The following is a 16449-nucleotide window of genomic DNA, read 5'->3' on the forward strand; positions in this document are numbered from 1 at the left end:
CACGCACCTGTGATGTTTTTCATAAAATAAAAACCGTCGTGTATTATTGTGATATCCATGGCCATACAAAGTCAGAGTCACATTTAGTGGAAGTAATTCATAGCGAGAAACATGCATAGAGAGAGAATCGGATTACTATGAAAAGGTTAATCCGATTCTTTTTTTCTGCACTTATTCCTAATTGGGAGAGATTGCTGTTAAAATAGATGGTTGTTTAAAAAAGACATGGGAATCAAAAATTTATATAGAAATAGGAGTGGCCGTATCCTATCCTTCGTCGGAATTCAAGCATTTCCAAGGTTGAGCGAAGGAGAATCCGAACAGCAGGTTAGGATGATGAAATTGCTGATGCGGTATTACGGCTAAGCAGTTAATCCTCAAGCTTTGTTATCGTGCAGTCTATTGCTGCGAACGGCGGCGTTACAATGAAATAAAGCAGCTTATCAATCATGGATATCTGACTCTACTTGGGGGCTGGTGTCCATGGTTTTTTACTTTGACGATTCTAATGTTCGCAGCTGGAACAGGAACCTTCTATTAATTATTGTACAAATTTTTTATTACAGGTAGGGTTAACCTTTGAGGCTATCAGATAAAAAAACTAAAACGTAATAATTACTGTTTACATATTTAATAAAATAGTTTATAATAAATTCCATTCGTAATCGTTACGATTTAAATTTATTAAGAAATACAAAATAAAGAGTACTATTGAAAGGAGAAAGTGTAAAATGGCTAAAAAGTCAAAAGTTGCAAAAGAGAAAAAACGCCAGCAAATGGTTGCACAATATGCAGAGCTAAGAAGAGAGCTAAAAGCAAAAGGAGATTATGAAGCGCTTCGTAAACTGCCTCGGGATTCTTCACCAACCCGTTTGAAAAGCCGTTGTGAGGTTACAGGCAGACCACGCGGATATATGCGTAAATTCAACATGTCCCGTATTGCTTTTAGAGAATATGCGCATAAAGGACAAGTTCCTGGCGTGAAGAAAGCCAGCTGGTAATCAAATCATGCAGTTATCTAAGCAGCAGTATCATCTAAGCTGACGCTGTATTTTCATGTACCACACGATATAAGATAGGAAAGAAAACAGCTTTTAACGGATACTTGGCGGAAAGCTGTTTTTTCTTTCATGGATAAGGAGGAAACGCATTGTCACAAGAAAGCCCCATCCCTGTAACGATTCTAACTGGGTTTTTAGGAGCCGGGAAAACAACATTGTTAAATAAACTGCTGCACGATATGCCCAATGAGAAGGCTGCTGTGATCATTAATGAGTTTGGTGATACATCGATTGATAGCCAATTAGTGATACGAACAAAGGAAGAAATCGTTGAAATTAACAGCGGCTGTATCTGTTGTAATGTACGCGGTGATTTGATCAGCTTGCTAACTGATTTAATGAAGCAGAAAGAAAAGGTGGACCGGGTTGTCATAGAAACAACGGGCATGGCGAATCCGGCTCCAGTTATTCAAACGTTTTTGATGGATGAGCAGATGGCTGATACCTTTGAAATCGACAGCGTAATCACGATGGTCGATGCGAAGCATATCGAGCAGCATTTGCAGGAAGAGGAGCCGGAGCAGCAGATTGCATTTGCCGATATTTTGCTTGTGAACAAGACCGATTTGATTACAGAAGACGAAAGAAAGCAGCTGGAAGCACAGTTAACGCATATGAATCCAAATGCCCATCAGTTTTATACGACATATGGAAACGTAGATACCAAAGAATTAATCGGAAAAAAATCGTTTGATTTAGATTATGCCTTAAACATTGATCCCGAACTGCTGACAGAACCGCATCACCATCATCATAATCATCACGTGACATCCTTTGTATTTCAAGATGAACGCCCGCTTGATTTGGACAAAGTGAATAAATGGTTTGCTTACTTAGTTCGTATCAAAGGAGAAAGCCTCTACCGTTATAAAGGAGTGCTTTCCATTAAACAAATGGAGCAAAAAGTGGTGTTTCAAGGAGTGCATATGCTGTTTGCAGGTACAGAAGGTGATGTATGGACAAAGGATGAAAAGCGCAAAAGCGAGGTTGTTATTATTGGAAAGCATCTTGACCATCAAGAGTTGGAAAAAGGCTTTCAATATTGCCTTGCTTAATTTTTGAATATAAAACCGTAATCATTACGATTTGAGGAGGGTAACCATGAAAGGAATATATGATGTCGTTATTGTAGGGGCAGGCCCTTCAGGTATTGGTGTTGCGGCAATACTCAAGCAAATGAATGCATCCTGTCTGATTTTAGAAAAAGATGATGTTGGTGCTTCTTTTCAAAGCTGGCCGGAGGAAATGCGCTTTATTACGCCATCATTCCCGGCGCAAGGATTTGGTCAAACCGATTTAAACGCCATCGTTCCGAAAACGTCACCGGCTTATACCCTTGATATGGAGCATCCCACAGGACCAGCTTATGCGAAATATTTGGAGGTAGTGGCAAATCATTTTGCCATTTCAATCAAAAAAGGGGTTCAGGTGAATCACATAGATAAAAAAGACACCGTTTTTTCTATAAATACGTCAGACGGAATTTATCAAAGCCGCTATGTTGTCTGGACTGGGGGAGAATACCAATTTCCTGATGTAACGCCGTTCCCCGGTGCGGATTTGGGAATCCACAACAGTATGATTTCATCCTGGCAGGAGCTCGATGGAGATGATTTTCTTATCATTGGCGGTTATGAAAGCGGCATGGATGCTGCCTATCAATTAGGGCAGCTTGGTAAAAAGACGAGAGTGATTGCCAGAACGAATACATGGGAAGTGGAGAGCAGTGATCCAAGTATTGCGCTGTCCACCTATACTTACAATCGGGTTCGCCCCTTATTCGATGCGGGTTTATTAACTGTAACAGGTAATACAACTGTCGCAAAGATAGAAGAAAATTCTTCAGGCTACGATGTCTATACGAAGGATGGAAAAGTATATTTTACAAAGGCGAGACCTATTCTGGCAACAGGCTTTACTGGCAGCACGAAGCAAATAGAGAATTTAGTGTCACGCGGGAAGCATAACGAAGTACTTGTGAATGAGCAGGATGAATCAACAGCAGTGAGCGGACTGTTTTTGGCAGGTCCAGAATTGCGGCATGGCAGTCATATCTTCTGTTATATTTATAAATTCCGCCAGCGGTTTGCGGTAATCGCAGAAACGATTGGAAGACAGCTGGATTTGGATTTATCCATTTTGGAAGAGTATAGACAAGAAAACTTCTATCTGGATGACCTTTCCATGTGCGGGGAGATGTGCCAATGCTAGAGCAGGCTCAAGCCTTTTCCCTTACGCAGGAGGAGGTGGTGCTGATTGGCAGTGAATCGGTTGGGAAGTCGGGTTTGTTCCGTGCGCTGACAGGTGAAAAAAGTGCTGTTGCCAGGAATGTAAAAGGGTCCACGATTGCTGCTTTGAAAGCTTCCTGTCAATTACATCCCGATGTCCGTCTAACAGATCTTCCCGGGCTGCAATTTGATATGGACAGCCAGAATACACAGCTTACCCTGGACCATTTTCAGGATGATAAAACGATTTTATTAGTTGTGAAAGCCACTAATTTAAAGGAAGAATTGACCGAGCTGCAGGACGAACTAAATTTGAAAGGCAAAAGGATTGCAGTTGTTGCAACACATCGAGATAAGTATTTACCACCCGAGTCTGAACAAAATCGAATAAAGGAATTAGTACAGGTTCCCGTTATCTGGGTAAATACAAGAAAAATGGATGAGCAGGATCAGGAAGCAGTGATTGCGGGTGTTAAACAGGCTGAAGTCTGGGGAGCTTCTAAAAGTATTCTAAGCTTCCTTCCTGATTCGGGCGATACAGCTAATCAATTAATTCCGGCATTCCGTATGCCGATTGCCGGACCAATCCTGGCTTGCTTCTTTATTTTAGGAATGTTTGCTGTCCCTGTCATGGGTGCTTATTTATTTGTCAGCTGGCTTGAGCCGATAGCTGATCAATATGTTCTTGACCCGATTACAGGCTGGATCAATCAGGCTCCTTCTTTTTTGGCGGAGGTATTAACAGGTGATTACGGCTTGATTACGCTAGGCTCTTATTCCTTTCTGTGGGCTTTTCCTGTTGTACTGCTGATCAGTGTGATGACAAGTCTTACCGAGGAGACAGGTATACAGGAGCATGTCACACGTGCACTGGATCCATGGCTTCGTAAAATTGGTTTGACGGGAAGGGACCTGCTTCCGGTTATCACGGGGTTCGGGTGTAATGTTGTGGCGGTTTTCCAAAGCCGGGGCTGCAGCAGCTGCACCCGCACGAGCTGTGTTTCACTGATTGCATTCGGCTCGGCATGCAGTTATCAAATCGGAGCAACGCTGTCTATCTTTAGTGCGGCACATGTCCCGCTGTTATTTATTCCATATCTATTTATCTTATTTATCGTTGGAGCGATCCATACAAGAATTTGGAATCGGAATGAGGCAGATAATTTAACGCGTATTGCTCCGCTTCCTTATATTCAAAAAATAAACTGGCAGGCATTTGCATGGAAGGTAGCCAGTTCGGTTAAACAATTTTTACTGCAGGCAATGCCGATATTTTTAATAATATGTCTGGCGGCATCTGTGCTCCAGGCTATGAATATATTATCTCTTCTCCATTGGCTTGCGATGCCGATACTTTATTTATTTTCCTTACCTGTAGATGCGGCGCCGGGGCTGATATTTTCTTTCATTCGAAAAGACGGTCTGCTTATCTTAAATGAAGGGCAGGGCAGCTTATTGATGGAGATGCCGCTCAGCCAGATTTTTATTCTTGTCTATCTGGCATCGACACTCTCCGCCTGTCTGGTGACATTATTTACAATTGGGAAGGAACTCGGCTGGAGGACTTCCCTGTCTATTGGCGGAAAGCAAATGCTGACCAGTGTTGTCAGTGCAGCAATTCTTGCTGGAGGATTACATTTCATATTTTAAAAAGAGGAGGATGAATACATGAAGAAGATTCCTGTTACGGTATTAAGCGGGTATTTAGGTTCTGGAAAAACAACGTTATTAAATCATGTCTTACATAACCGGGAAGGGTTAAAGGTGGCGGTCATCGTCAATGACATGAGTGAAGTCAATATTGATAGTGAGCTGGTCCAATCCCAAGGAGGATTTTCACGGACAGAGGAAAAGCTGGTTGAAATGTCTAATGGCTGCATCTGCTGCACACTGCGGGAGGATTTATTAGTGGAAGTGGAAAAACTGGTGAAACAGGGAGAATTCGATCATATCCTAATTGAATCTTCCGGGATTAGTGAACCGATTCCGGTAGCCCAAACCTTCTCTTATATTGATGAAACGATGGATATTGATTTAACCCAATATTGCCGATTGGATACCATGGTTACCGTTGTTGACGCGAACCGCTTCTGGCACGATTTCGGTTCAGGCGATTCGCTTCTTGACCGGAAACAGGCGGTCAGTGATGTAGATGAACGAAATATTGCTGATTTATTAATTGACCAAATTGAATTCTGTAATGTGCTTATTCTCAATAAAACGGATTTAGTCAAAGCAGAGGATTTAGAAAAGCTGGAGAAGGTGATTCGTACCTTACAGCCGGAAGCAAAAATCATCCGCACGCAGCATTGTAAGGTCGATTTACAGGAAATTGTCAATACGAATTTGTTTGATTTTGAGAAGGCAAGTGAGTCAGCCGGCTGGTTACAGGAATTAAATGCAGGCGTGGAAAATCATACGCCGGAAACCGAAGAATACGGGATCAGTTCCTTTGTATACCGGTCCAGATTGCCATTTCATACGGAACGGCTGGTAAGCTGGTATCAGGATTTGCCAAGAGAAATTGTCCGCATGAAAGGCGTTGTCTGGTGTGCGACACATAATAATCTAGCCTTATTGCTATCGCAGGCAGGCCCTTCTGTCGAGGTGGAGCCGTTAGCTTATTGGGTCGATTCGCTGCCAAAAGCCCAGCAAAGGGAAATATTCGAGAATAATCCGGAGGTCAGAGAGCTGTGGGATCCGCAATTCGGAGACCGCCATACCAAGCTGGTATTCATTGGCATGGACTTGGATAAGGAGCAGATAACGGAGGATTTAGAACGCTGCTTGTTGAGTGAAACAGAAATGGATGAGGACTGGACCGCGTTTAGAAATCCATTTCCATGGCAGCTATCGGGAAGTGCGAAGGCATGATTTTATCCGGACAAACGATAAAACAGTATGTTGATGATAAGCAGTTAACAATTACCCCTTTTCAGGAATTAAGTGTTCAGCCAGCTTCGATTGATTTGCGGCTGGGGAAAGATTTTTTAGTTGTTGATGACTTGTCTACGCCTTATTTATCGGTTGATCAACCAGCAGATTATCGGAAAATCAAGATAGCAGAGCAAGAAATCATCACGATTCCGCCGCAAAGTTTTCTATTGGGAACAACATTGGAACAAATTGGTCTCCCAGAACAGTTAACTGCCTTTGTGGAAGGAAGAAGCTCGATCGGTCGGCTCGGTGTTTTTATTCAAAATGCAGGCTGGATCGATCCGGGATTTTCTGGACAAATTACACTGGAATTGTTTAATGCAAATCGCGTGCCTGTTCAGCTGCAGGCCGGAATGCGAGTTTGCCAGCTGGTTATTGCCAAAGTGGATCAAAAAACGGAAGGGTATAGTGGAAAGTACTTGTATCAGCAAGGGACGACACCGAGCCGTGTTTATTTGGACAAGGAAAGAACGTGAATCTTTCATTGGCGGAGAGGAAGCTTCTTTATATATAGAAAAAAATATAGGAATAAAGACGTTTAGTTGGCTGTAATGCTGTCATTTCCAGAATGACGGTTACAGCCAGTTCATCTGTAAGAAAGGTGTGAAATAAAGTGAGCAAGAAAATACCAGTAACGGTGTTAAGCGGATTTCTAGGTGCAGGGAAAACAACCCTGCTGAATCATCTGCTTCAAAATCAGCAAGGATTGAAAATAGCCGTTATCGTGAATGATATGAGTGAAATAAATGTGGATGCCAAATTGGTAAAAGAAGGCGGCTTTATCCGTACGGAAGAAAATATGGTAGAAATGACTAATGGCTGTATTTGCTGCACATTAAGAGAAGACTTAATTGTAGAGCTGGAAAAATTAGCAAAACTTGATATCGATTATGTGTTGATTGAATCAAGCGGTGTGTCGGAACCTATTCCAGTTGCGCAAAGCTTTGTCTATGCGGATGATGAATTGGGAATCGACTTAAATGCCTTTTTTCAGCTTGATACGATGGTAACGGTCATCGATGGACATCAGTTTTGGAAGGATTATCAATCAGAGGATTTATTGATGGACCGCGGGATGGAAGTCGCTGAGGACGATGAAAGAGGCATTGTCGATTTACTGGTAGACCAGATTGAATTTGCCAATGTGATTATTTTAAATAAAACAGATCAGATGATGGAGGAAGAGATTACTTCATTAAAGAGCTTACTTTATAAATTAAACCCGGATGCGAAATTTATCACAGCGGCCTTCGGGAAAGTAGACCCGTTACAGGTGCTTCAAACCGGTCAGTTTGATTTTGAAGAAGCAAAGCATGGCGCCGGCTGGATAAAGGAATTGAATGAGGAGCATATTCCGGAAACAGAAGAATATGGAATCAGCTCCTTTGTCTATCGAAGCAGAAAACCGTTTCATCCCGAGCGTTTTCAAGGTTGGCTGGAAAATTGGCCGAAGGAAATCCTCCGGGCGAAAGGCTTCTTTTGGTTAGTCACCAGAAATAATGTAGCAGGGTTTTTGTCTCAGGCAGGTTCAATGATGACACTGGAAGGAGCCGGCAGATGGCTGGCAAGCTATTCGGAAGCAGAACAGGAAGCATTAAAAGTGCAGGACCCCGCTTTGTTTGAGGACTGGGATGAGCAGGCCGGGGATCGGATGACAGAGCTTGTTTTGATTGGCAGTGAGATGGATAAGGAAGGGATTGCGGCGTCATTGGATGCTTGTTTAGTGACGGAGGAGGAAGCGGAACAGGATATTTCTGCTTTTGTGGATGATTTACCTGCTTTTCCTGTGGTTTAAAGAAATTTATTATATTAAAATTCAAGTATAAGAGGGGAAGAATGCATAAATTATGTATTCTTCCCCTCTTATACTATAGGAAAACAAGAAGTTTAAGTGGAGAAATTAATGATAATAAATATTTTTACAAATAAAAGTGCAAAGTAAAAAAAGGTGATTCATTCAAGTAAAATATACTTATATGTTATCCTAAAGAAAACGAACAGTTTAAATAAAGGAGGCGATCCGATGACAGATAAACAGAATCAAGGCTGGAGCTTAGAAAATACCTACCAGCAATTGCCCAAGCTTTTCTTTACGAATGTAAAACCAGCAAAAGCAGATGCCCCTGTGCTAGCCGTGTACAATGAAAAGCTCGCAGCAGAATTAGGGTTGGATAGTTCCGCCTTGAAGCACGAAGCGGAAATCTTCGCAGGCAATAAGCTTCCAGAGGGAAGTAATCCAATCGCTCAAGCTTATGCAGGACATCAATTTGGTTCTTTTACGATGCTTGGAGACGGTCGTGCTGTATTATTTGGAGAGCAAGTGACTCCGAAGGGTGAGCGCTATGATATTCAGCTGAAAGGCTCTGGCAGAACGCCTTATTCCCGCGGCGGGGATGGACGGGCGGTCCTTGGACCGATGCTGAGAGAATATCTAATCAGCGAAGCAATGCATGGATTGGGCATTCCGACAAGCCGCAGTTTAGCGGTAGCAACCACCGGGGGAACGGTATTTCGTGAAGCTCCGCTGCCCGGCGCTGTTTTGACAAGAGTGGCAGAAAGCCATATTCGGGTTGGAACGTTTCAATATGCAAGGCAGTGGGGGAATAAAAAGGATTTACAAGCGTTGGCAGACTATAGCATGAAGCGGCATTATCCAGAGATTGCAGAGGATGAAAATCGTTATTTGACATTCTTGTATAAGGTGGCAGACAAGCAGGCCGAGCTGATTGCGGATTGGCAGTTAAAAGGCTTTATCCATGGTGTGATGAATACAGATAATGTTGCTATCAGCGGAGAGACGATTGATTATGGTCCATGTGCTTTTATGGATCAATATGATCGGAAAACAGTTTTTAGTTCGATTGATCAGCAAGGGCGTTATGCTTACGGCAATCAGCCGGGAATTGGTGCTTGGAATATGGCGCGCTTTGCAGAATCCTTGTTAGTTCTGATGGATGAGGATGAAGAAGAAGCGATTCCAAAGGCAAAAGAGGCTGTGGAAACCTATGTGCAGTCAGTAGAAGCCTATTGGTTAGACGGTATGAGGAAGAAGCTGGGGATTATCGGTCAAAGTGTTGATCATAAAACATTGATTCGAAGCTTGTTGGATTTGATGGAGAAATATCATGCAGACTTTACCAATACCTTCCGTGCTTTAACGCTGCAGCAGCTTGATGCTGATTCCGTTCTTTTCCAATCCACTGCTTTTAAAGAGTGGCATCAGGCATGGCAGGATAAGCTTGAAAGTCAGACGGCATCTTTAGAAGAAGCTTATCAATTAATGAAACGGCATAATCCATCGATTATTCCCCGAAATTATTTGGTGGAAGAGGTGTTGGCTGCGGCTGTGACAGAAGGCGATTACGAACCTTTTCATGCTTTATTAACAGCATTGGAAGATCCTTATGCGTATACAGAGGAGCAGGAGAAATATGCTGTTGATCCGCCGGAACAGGATTTTCAGACGTTTTGTGGTACGTGATGATATACTTTGGAATTGTAAGAATGGAACAGAAAGAAGCCCAAGAAATTATCAACATAATCTCTTGGGCTTATTTTTAGGGCTGCTCCATCTGATAGGGGAAGTATTTTCTATTTTTAACAATAGTTATGTTATTGGTTCCATTCATGTCGAGTTATTGGTAAGCTGTTAACAGAAGATAATTAGCAAAACAGTCTAAAAATCCCTTAATACGTTTCAACCATAGCATAATGGCAAAGGAAGTGACAAAATGGAAGAAAGATATACAAGAACCTATGCTGAAAAGCTAGATGCGGAGGATACATTAAGGTCCTTCCGAAATGAATTTTATCTCGAAAATGAATACGTTTACATGGATGGGAATTCCTTAGGTTTGATGAGCAAAAGAGCAGAGCAGTCCGTCTATGATTTGCTTGCTTCCTGGAAAAAGCATGCGATTGATGGATGGACGCAAGGAGAGAACGCCTGGTACTACTTATCGGAATCGCTTGGTGAAAAAATGGCCGTGCTTGTTGGTGCCCAAAAAGAGGAGGTTGTCGTAACTGGTTCAACAACCGTAAATCTGCATCAGCTTGTGTCCACATTTTATAAACCAAAAGGAAGCAAAACAAAAATTTTAGCAGATGCATTAAACTTTCCCAGTGATATTTATGCTTTAAAAGCACAGCTGAAGTTAAAAGGGTATGATGAATCCCACCTTATTCAAGTACAGAGTGAGGATGGGCACATACTGGATGAAGAGACCATTATAGATGCAATGACAGAAGAGATTGCATTAATTGTATTGCCGAGCGTCCTGTACCGGAGCGGACAAATCTTAGATATGGAAAAGCTGACAACAGCAGCGCATGAGCGCGGTATAAAAATTGGTTTTGATTTATGTCATTCGATTGGGGCTGTCCCGCATCAACTGCATGATTGGGACGTTGACTTTGCGTTTTGGTGTACCTATAAACATTTGAATGGCGGGCCGGGCAGTGTGGCGGCGCTTTATGTGAATGAAAAGCATTTCGGGGCTGTGCCTGGACTTGCGGGCTGGTTTAGCTCCAATAAAGAAAAGCAGTTTGATATGGAGCATACGTTGACGGCCGCCGGGAATGCCGGAGCTTTTCAAATCGGGACACCACATGTGTTAAGTGCTGCTCCGCTAATTGGAGCATTAGAGCTGTTTCATGAAGCCGGAATAGAAAAAATACGCGAAAAGTCCTTGCAGCTGACCGCATATATGGTGGAATTAATTGAACACGAATTAAAGGAATTTGATTTTGAGATTTGTAATCCAGTAAATGAAAAACAGCGTGGAGGGCATATTTACCTTGAACATCCGGAGGCTGCGAGAATTTGCAAAGCATTAAAGAGGAAGAAGGTCATTCCTGATTTTAGAAAACCATCTGGCATTCGGCTTGCGCCGGTGGCTTTATATAATTCGTTTACGGATGTTTATGAATGTATACAAACACTAAAGAATATTATGGAAGAAAAAGCTTACGAGCAATTTTCCAATGAAAGAGAGGTTGTTTCCTAATGTCTAAATGGATCGATATTTCCCAGCCGTTAAATAACCATCTGGCACACTGGCCGGGGGATGAACCATTTCACTATGATACGCCCGTAACAAAAGAGGTGTCGGGAGTTGTTAATATCGGCAAAATCACAACAAGTGTACATATCGGAACACATGTTGATGCACCGTTTCATTTTTCAAATGAGGGCAAACGGATACTGGATTTAGATATTGAGCGCTATATTGGTCTCTGTAAAGTGATTGATTTAAGTGATTTTAATGAAATTAGCGAAAAAGCTTTAAAGACAAAAGGAATTTCGCATGCGGAGCGTTTGCTGATTAAAACAGCGCTTCCAAATAAACCGGATCGTTTTCCAGAAGAAGTGTCTCCGATAACAGCAGACGGAGCAGCTTATATGAAAGAGCTCGGTGTAAAGCTTGTAGGTGTAGACACTCCATCTGTGGATTCGATTTCAAGTAAAGACCTGGCCGGGCATCATGCATTGTATAAGCAAGATATTTATATTTTGGAGAATGTGATGCTGGACCAGGTTGAAGAAGGTGATTATGAACTGATTGCCTTGCCATTAGCGTTGGAAGAAGGGGATGGGTGTCCTGTTCGTGCCGTCATAAAACCAATAGAGGAGCGTTAAAAATGAAATCGGTCAATCAACACCAAGCTTTTGAAAATGAAAAGAGTATCCAAACTGATTTTAAAGAGAAGATGACATACAGTGATTATTTAAGCCTGGATACGTTATTATCGAGCCAGCATCGTTTGAGCGGCCATCATGACGAAATGTTATTTATCATTGTTCATCATGTAAGCGAGCTGTGGATGAAGCAGATTCTGCATGAAATTCATTCTGCCATTGATGATATACAGGCAGATAATCTAAGGTCTTCCTTTAAAAAGCTCGCACGCGTATCTCAAATACAAGAGCAGCTAAAAAGTGTATGGGACGTCCTTTCTACGCTGACGCCAAGCGAGTATATCGAGTTTAGAGATAAATTGGGAAGTGCTTCTGGATTTCAATCCTATCAAAATAGATTAGTAGAATTTGCTCTGGGATATAAAACAGAATATGTTCTCAAAATATATGAAAATGATACGGAGCTTCATCCAATTTTACAAGAAGCATACGATGCGCCAAGTCTTTATGATGTGTCGATTCAAGCTCTCTCCAGAGCAGGGTTTTCCATTGATAAAGAAGTATTAAACAGGGATGCCCGTATCACGCATCAGACGAATGAGAGCGTGAAAAGAGCCTGGATGATAGTCTATAAAAACGTAGCGCAGTATTGGGAGTTATATGAGCTTGCTGAAAAATTGGTGGACATAGAAGGCTTATTTCAGCAATGGCGCTTCAGGCATATGAAAACGGTAGAAAGAATTATTGGCTTTAAAAAAGGAACAGGCGGTTCTGGCGGCGTGAGCTACTTGAAAAAAGTACTCGATCAATATTTTTTCCCGGAATTGTGGGATCTGCGAACAGAACTTTAGATGACACATATTTCGAATGTTGACCAGTATGATTTATCCTAAATGTTCCACCAAGATTACTTCCTGTGCATCGGAGCTATGCACCATCACCAATTCCAAAAGAGCCGGATATTTAATCAAAAAGCAAGTATGGTAATGGAGAACATGTTCACCCTGGAATAGCAAGATATATATGCTTATTCTTAGGTGCGCAAGTTGAGTATATTATATTCAAAACCCAGGTTCAGCTAACGGAGATAATAGAAGAGTAGCCTAAGATAGAATGGATAAGAACGAATGGAGAATATAAAAATAAATATATTTTACTATCTATATCAGGAAGTGCTTAAACAGTTAGGTAAAAAATCTACTTTCCTGTTGCATTTGAAACCGTAATCATCTATAATGAAGTTAACTAAAGGATTGTTACTGTTCGGCAGGCAAAACCTGGGTTAATCACAGTGGATTGTATGGCTTTTTGTCTACAATTTTGGATTAATCCAGGTTTTTTTCTGGACAAACAGGTATCAGAAGAATTTAAAAAATACTCATTTCAGGTGTGAATGCAATTGAAAATTACAAAAGTATTAAATAATAATGTAGTTATGTCAAAAGATGAATCCAATCAGGAAATCGTTGTCATGGGCAAGGGTTTGGCTTTTCAAAAAAAGACTGGAGATGCGATTGAATCATCGAAAGTGGAGAAAACCTTTGTGCTGGAGAATTCTAATGTAGCTAAGAAGCTTGCGGAATTAATGAAAGAAACTTCTGAGATCTACTTGGATCTTTCTTACAAAATCCTTGAACTGGCTAAATCTCAATTGACATATAAATTGGATAATTATTTATATGTTGCCTTAACGGATCATTTAAGCTTTGCAATTACAAGGCATAAAAATGGCATCGACTTGAAAAATCCGCTGTTGTGGGAAATTCGCAGGTATTATAAACAGGAGTTTCAGATTGCATTAAAAGCGTTGGATATGGTGGAGGAGGATACTGGAGTAAGGCTTGTAGAAGATGAAGCGGCTTCTATTGCCCTGCATTTGGTCAATAGTCAACTATCCGGTGAAAACATGGATACCGCAATTAAAGTAACGGAACTGGTTAATAATATCCTGAATATTGTCAGATACTATTTCAAAATTGAATTGGATGAGGATTCCAACAACTATGAACGGTTTCTGACGCATCTGCGATTTTTTGCTACCCGTTTTATCCGGAAAGAAAAAGCAGAAAATACGCATGATGATTTCCTGTATGAACAGGTGAAAAAGAAATATACAGCTGCATTTGAATGCACAGAGAGAATTGCAGCCTATATTGCTAAAAACTATGATTGGGACATTTCCAATGATGAAAAAGTTTACTTAACATTGCATATCCACCGAATTACCAATCGGCACCAAATAGATTCTTCATCGTGATATAAATGAAACCTGTAATTGAATAATTATGTTTAGGATTGTTACTGATGAAGCAGGCAAAACCTAAGTTACCCGCAGTTTACAGAGGAGAGCTCTGTATGCTGTGTGTAATTTAGGTTTTTTTTATTACTTTGAGGAGGTGGTTGAATCAAATTATAAATTATCATAAAACGAATGGATGAGATGTTGTCAGGCTGTATGTCGAAATTATTTATTATTTTTTTAGAAGCGTAACCTCTATCCCGAAGAGTATCACACCGCAGGAAATATTTTAAGCAAACGCTATATGTAAAAGAATCCATGCAGGCAATAATCCTGAATAAAATCAGAAAATAGATTTAATTTGTTTTATTATAATAGAAAGAGGGGAAAACAATGAAATATGAACAATTAGCCAAAGATATCATTGAAAATGTTGGCGGAAAAGAAAACGTTAACAGTGTTGTTCATTGTATTACGCGTCTTCGTTTTAAATTAAAAGACGAGGAAAAGGCAAATACAGAGGTTTTAAAAGAAATGGATGGCGTTGTGACCGTCATGAAAAGTGCCGGACAATACCAAGTGGTTATCGGCAACCATGTACCAGATGTGTATAAGGCAGTTGTAGAAGTCGGCGGTTTGGAGTCAAAAGGATCTGCTGATGAAGCGGATGGCGGAGATAAAGGCAGCTTGCTCAACCGGTTTATTGATATGATTTCCGGTATCTTCACGCCGATTCTTGGAGTATTGGCAGCGTCCGGTATGATCAAAGGGTTCAATGCTTTATTCGTTGCGATTGGATGGCTTAATGAAGAAGGCGGAACATATCAAATTTTAAATGCAACCGGAGATGCCCTGTTTTATTTCTTGCCGATTATATTAGGGTACAGTGCAATGAAAAAGTTCGGCGGGACGCCTTTCATAGGTATGGTTATTGCCATGGCATTGGTATATCCTGCGCTTGAAGGAATACCTGGAGCGGCAGAACCGCTGTATACCTTGTTTGCAGGAACGGTGTTCGAGTCACCTGTCTATATAGAGTTCTTTGGTATCCCAGTCATTTTAATGACGTATTCAATGTCTGTTATACCAATTATTGTAGCAACATTTTTTGCAGCAAAAATTGAAAAGGCTTTAGCGAAAATTACTCCTAATGTTGTCAAAATGTTTTTTGTACCTATGTTCACGTTACTGATTATTGTTCCATTAACCTTTATTGTGATTGGCCCAATTGCAACCTGGGCAAGTCAATTATTGGGACAGGTAACTGTCTGGGTGTATGATTTAAGCCCTATTATTGCAGGTGCTTTTCTGGGCGGTTTCTGGATGGTATTTGTTATGTTTGGATTGCATTGGGGGCTTATTCCAATTGCGTTTAACAACGTTGCGGTTTCCGGAGAAGATCCAATTCTAGCATTAATTTTCGTGCATTCATTTGCTTTAGCAGCAGCAGTACTGGCTATTTGGATAAAAACAAAAAATGAAACTACGAAAACACTCAGCCCGCCGGCGTTTATTTCTTCCATATTCGGCGTAACGGAACCTGCTTTATACGGGATTGCTTTACCATTGAAGCGACCATTTGTTATCTCGCTTATATCATCAGCTGTCGGTGGAGCAATCATTGGATTATTCGGGACGAAAATTCACTTGCTCGGCGGACTTGGTATCTTCCAATTCCCTGCCATGATCCATCCAGAGGAAGGATTAAACACAGCATTTATCGGTACTATCATAGCAGCAGCGGTCGGGATGGTTCTATCCTTTGTTCTGACTTATTTCTTCGGAGGGATTAATCAAAAAGCGACAGCTGCACCAGCAGCCGAAGCAGCTTCCGCAAAAGAGGAAACAGTTATTACGATACAAAATGAAGATATTGTCAGCCCGTTAACTGGAGAAACCATTGCACTCGAAAAAATAGAAGATACGGCGTTTGCTTCCGGAACGCTTGGGAAAGGAATTGCAGTGGAACCGACAGAAGGAAAATTGATTTCACCTGTTTCTGGAACTGTTTCGGCGATGTTCCCTACAAATCACGCCATTGGAATTACAACGGAAAATGGCGCTGAGATTTTAATGCATATTGGAATGGACACAGTACAATTGGATGGCAAGCACTTCACAGGCCATGTGGAACAAGGTGCAAAAGTCGACAAAGGACAGCTGCTTATTGAATTTGATATACCAGAAATTAAAAAAGCCGGCTTCCCTCTGACCACACCGATTATTATCACGAATTCAGGTGATTATAAAGATATTGCGTTTACAGAAACAAAACAAATTAAGATTGGCGACCCGCTGCTTTCATTAGAAAAGTAACGGATACCAAATAGATAGAAGGAAAGGGTG

Annotated in this window: 13 protein-coding genes; all 13 read left to right on the forward strand. The window is 41.2% G+C overall.

Annotation, left to right across the window (positions count from 1 at the left end; translation table 11 throughout):
- Positions 1-731 precede the first annotated feature (731 nt).
- On the forward strand, positions 732-1001 hold the full coding sequence (gene rpsN, locus ACW0TQ_RS09245) for a 30S ribosomal protein S14 (RefSeq protein WP_040984215.1): 270 nt from the start codon (positions 732-734) through the stop codon (positions 999-1001).
- A gap of 149 nt (positions 1002-1150) precedes the next feature.
- Positions 1151-2116, forward strand: coding sequence for a CobW family GTP-binding protein (locus tag ACW0TQ_RS09250; protein WP_193065017.1), 966 nt, complete (start codon positions 1151-1153; stop codon positions 2114-2116).
- A gap of 46 nt (positions 2117-2162) precedes the next feature.
- Positions 2163-3272: an NAD(P)/FAD-dependent oxidoreductase gene (locus tag ACW0TQ_RS09255; RefSeq protein ID WP_455725597.1), complete on the forward strand. Its 1110-nt coding sequence runs from the start codon at positions 2163-2165 to the stop codon at positions 3270-3272.
- Positions 3266-4939 (forward strand): nucleoside recognition domain-containing protein, encoded by a 1674-nt coding sequence (locus ACW0TQ_RS09260; protein ID WP_256705971.1) that lies wholly within the window; start codon positions 3266-3268, stop codon positions 4937-4939. The genes ACW0TQ_RS09255 and ACW0TQ_RS09260 overlap by 7 nt, the downstream gene beginning before the upstream one ends.
- An 18-nt stretch (positions 4940-4957) precedes the next feature.
- The gene (locus ACW0TQ_RS09265) at positions 4958-6163 is read left to right on the forward strand and encodes a GTP-binding protein (protein WP_042532814.1); all 1206 of its coding nucleotides are present in this window, start codon (positions 4958-4960) and stop codon (positions 6161-6163) included.
- Positions 6160-6702, forward strand: a complete 543-nt coding sequence (gene dcd, locus ACW0TQ_RS09270; RefSeq protein WP_193065013.1) for a dCTP deaminase — start codon at positions 6160-6162, stop codon at positions 6700-6702. The genes ACW0TQ_RS09265 and dcd overlap by 4 nt, the downstream gene beginning before the upstream one ends.
- A gap of 137 nt (positions 6703-6839) precedes the next feature.
- Positions 6840-8021 carry a GTP-binding protein gene (locus ACW0TQ_RS09275; RefSeq protein WP_256705972.1) on the forward strand — a complete coding sequence of 394 codons (1182 nt, stop codon included), beginning with the start codon at positions 6840-6842 and terminating at the stop codon, positions 8019-8021.
- Between the two features lie 228 nt (positions 8022-8249).
- Positions 8250-9707, forward strand: a complete 1458-nt coding sequence (locus tag ACW0TQ_RS09280) for a protein adenylyltransferase SelO (protein ID WP_256705973.1) — start codon at positions 8250-8252, stop codon at positions 9705-9707.
- A gap of 250 nt (positions 9708-9957) precedes the next feature.
- Positions 9958-11232, forward strand: coding sequence for a kynureninase (gene kynU / locus ACW0TQ_RS09285; protein ID WP_212928242.1), 1275 nt, complete (start codon positions 9958-9960; stop codon positions 11230-11232).
- On the forward strand, positions 11232-11864 hold the full coding sequence (gene kynB, locus ACW0TQ_RS09290) for an arylformamidase (protein WP_042532824.1): 633 nt from the start codon (positions 11232-11234) through the stop codon (positions 11862-11864). The genes kynU and kynB overlap by 1 nt, the downstream gene beginning before the upstream one ends.
- 2 nt (positions 11865-11866) lie before the next feature.
- Entirely contained in the window at positions 11867-12715 is an 849-nt protein-coding gene (kynA, locus tag ACW0TQ_RS09295; RefSeq protein WP_212928243.1) for a tryptophan 2,3-dioxygenase, read from the forward strand.
- A 548-nt stretch (positions 12716-13263) separates the two neighbouring features.
- A complete protein-coding gene (gene licT, locus ACW0TQ_RS09300) occupies positions 13264-14121 on the forward strand; it encodes a BglG family transcription antiterminator LicT (protein ID WP_455725598.1) in 858 nt (285 codons plus the stop codon).
- 375 nt (positions 14122-14496) lie between these two features.
- On the forward strand, positions 14497-16419 hold the full coding sequence (locus tag ACW0TQ_RS09305; RefSeq protein WP_193065007.1) for a beta-glucoside-specific PTS transporter subunit IIABC: 1923 nt from the start codon (positions 14497-14499) through the stop codon (positions 16417-16419).
- Positions 16420-16449 lie beyond the last annotated feature (30 nt).

It is taken from the genome of Oceanobacillus sp. M60 (genome assembly GCF_053839645.1).

Bases quoted from the DNA above. Each gene is read 5' to 3' on its own strand.
- kynU (WP_212928242.1), top strand. From the start codon at position 9,958: ATGGAAGAAAGATATACAAGAACCTATGCTGAAAAGCTAGATGCGGAG.
- ACW0TQ_RS09280 (WP_256705973.1), top strand. From the start codon at position 8,250: ATGACAGATAAACAGAATCAAGGCTGGAGCTTAGAAAATACCTACCAG.
- kynA (WP_212928243.1), top strand. From the start codon at position 11,867: ATGAAATCGGTCAATCAACACCAAGCTTTTGAAAATGAAAAGAGTATC.
- rpsN (WP_040984215.1), top strand. From the start codon at position 732: ATGGCTAAAAAGTCAAAAGTTGCAAAAGAGAAAAAACGCCAGCAAATG.
- ACW0TQ_RS09260 (WP_256705971.1), top strand. From the start codon at position 3,266: ATGCTAGAGCAGGCTCAAGCCTTTTCCCTTACGCAGGAGGAGGTGGTG.
- dcd (WP_193065013.1), top strand. From the start codon at position 6,160: ATGATTTTATCCGGACAAACGATAAAACAGTATGTTGATGATAAGCAG.
- ACW0TQ_RS09265 (WP_042532814.1), top strand. From the start codon at position 4,958: ATGAAGAAGATTCCTGTTACGGTATTAAGCGGGTATTTAGGTTCTGGA.
- ACW0TQ_RS09255 (WP_455725597.1), top strand. From the start codon at position 2,163: ATGAAAGGAATATATGATGTCGTTATTGTAGGGGCAGGCCCTTCAGGT.
- ACW0TQ_RS09305 (WP_193065007.1), top strand. From the start codon at position 14,497: ATGAAATATGAACAATTAGCCAAAGATATCATTGAAAATGTTGGCGGA.
- kynB (WP_042532824.1), top strand. From the start codon at position 11,232: ATGTCTAAATGGATCGATATTTCCCAGCCGTTAAATAACCATCTGGCA.